Annotated in this window: 3 protein-coding genes; all 3 read right to left on the bottom strand. The window is 49.4% G+C overall.

Going from position 1 to position 2,001, the window contains the following annotated elements; genetic code table 11:
* On the bottom strand, positions 1-929 hold a 929-nt coding region (gene clpX / locus JZU62_RS04960; protein WP_295012503.1), incomplete at its 3' end, for an ATP-dependent Clp protease ATP-binding subunit ClpX.
* On the bottom strand, positions 929-1,525 hold the full coding sequence (locus tag JZU62_RS04955; RefSeq protein ID WP_295012500.1) for an ATP-dependent Clp protease proteolytic subunit: 597 nt from the start codon (positions 1,523-1,525) through the stop codon (positions 929-931). The genes JZU62_RS04955 and clpX, both read right to left, overlap by 1 nt.
* Before the next feature lie 11 nt (positions 1,526-1,536).
* On the bottom strand, positions 1,537-2,001 hold a 465-nt coding region (locus JZU62_RS04950), incomplete at its 5' end, for an SIR2 family protein (protein ID WP_295012498.1).

Raw genomic sequence — 2,001 nt, 5'->3', positions numbered from 1 at the left:
TCTTGGAGGATTTGGATCATTTGATCTTTGGTGAGTTCGCCCAGCTGTGCGACGACAGGGATACGTCCGATAAATTCGGGAATCATCCCATAATGGACGAGCGCTTTGGCATCGATTTTCTTCGGCTTCGCATCGGCAGAGGCGCTTTTGCTGAATCCCACTTTGTTCGTTTTTTTCGTGTGGGTATCGGGGACGAGACCGACGAAGGCTCCTCCACAGACGAAGAGGACGTGGGAAGTGTTGAACAGTACCGTTTCGGTAGTGGAGTTTTTACGGCTCCCTTTTACGGGAACGTAGACTTCGGCACCTTCTAAGATTTTGAGTAACCCTTGCTGTACCCCTTCCCCCGAGACATCGCGCCCCATAGTGGAACTCTCACCCTTGCGGGCGATTTTATCCACTTCGTCGATGTAGATGATCCCCCGCTGTGCGAGATCGATGTCGTAGTTGGCGGCGGCGAGGAGGCGGCTGAGGATGCTCTCGACGTCCTCACCCACATATCCAGCTTCGGTCAATGCGGTGGCATCGGCGACGGCGAATGGCACTTGCATGATCTTGGAGAGCGATTTGGCGAGGAGGGTTTTACCGCTCCCCGTAGGTCCTACGAGCATGATGTTGGATTTTTCCAACTCGACGTTGTTATAGACGGGATTTTCGATCCGTTTGTAGTGGTTGTAGAGGGCGACGGCGAGCACTTTTTTCGCATCATACTGACCGATAATATATTTGTCCAAAAACTCGACGATTTTCTCAGGGGTCGGGAGCTGTTGTTGCATCGCGGAGCGTTGCTCGTAGCGCACCTCTTTTTGGAGTATGCTAGAGCAGGTGGTGATACACTCGTTACAGATATGGGTCGTCTCCGAGGAGAACATTTTTTTCACTTCGCTTTGTTTTCTTCCGCAAAATGAACACGATTTTTCAGTACTCATCAGACATCCTTCGGCGTGAATTTGGTGAGGATCGTATCGGCAAGACCGAACTCTATTGCCTCTTTGGCTTCCATATAGTTGTCACGGTCGGACTCTTTTTCGATCACTTTGGTACTTTTGCCAGTCGCCTCTGCGAGGATCACATAGAGTCGGCGTTTGAGGTTGAGGATATGTTTGGTGTGGATCTCGATGTCGCTCGCTTGACCCGAATACCCTCCGAGTGGCTGATGGATCATCACTTCGGCGTTGGGGAGCATATAACGATTCCCTTTTTCGCCGCAGGTGAACAGCACCGCCGCCATCGACGCAACCAACCCCATAGCGTAGGTATGGACTGGGGCGTTGATGAGATTCATAGTATCGAGTATCGCCAATCCCGCCATCACTGAACCACCGGGTGAGCTGATATACATGTGGATTGGCTCATCGGGATCCATCGCTTCGAGGTAGAGCAACTGAGAGACGATAACCCCCATCATGTGATCATCAATCGCTTCGGTGATAACAATAACACGATCTCCTAGGAGTTTGGAGAAGAGATCGAAATAACGCTCTCCACGCGGTGAAACATCTTTGACGGTTGGAATAAACGGCATAAGTGGCTCCTTTAGATAAATGCTTTGATGAATTCGGGAAGTGACATAGGGATCACTTCGAGGTTATGTTTTTCGATGAACTTCTTCTCTTTTTTACCCAGCTCTTTGTCGGTGATGACGTAACCGCCTTCCAAATCCAAACTCAATTCATTGGCAACCATGCGATCCGTATCGTGGTCGAATGAGGTTCCGAAAAAGAGATATTTTTTCGCTTTGCGGTAGGTTTTGAGTATTTTCGGAACGGCAAATCCGCTCATTGCTTCGGTGAGCCAATCGACATAATCGGCATCACTGATAACGAAGCTAGGATTCGGCAACGGCGAGCCCATCGGTTTAAAGAGGATTTTCTCAGCCGTTTCGAGCACTTCATCATCAACGAGAAAATATTTTTGGTTTTCGACATCGTATTCGTACACTTCATAACGGTTCAAATCACCCATGATACGGGATTTTCCGATGATCAGAACGTGGGGGGT

It is taken from the genome of Sulfuricurvum sp. (genome assembly GCF_019163035.1).
Classification (GTDB): domain Bacteria; phylum Campylobacterota; class Campylobacteria; order Campylobacterales; family Sulfurimonadaceae; genus Sulfuricurvum.
This window is presented reverse-complemented; position numbering and strand designations above follow the sequence as displayed.

What these genes read in the sequence shown, in the direction of transcription:
- JZU62_RS04955 (WP_295012500.1), bottom strand. Translation starts at nt 1,525, where the DNA reads ATGCCGTTTATTCCAACCGTCAAAGATGTTTCACCGCGTGGAGAGCGT.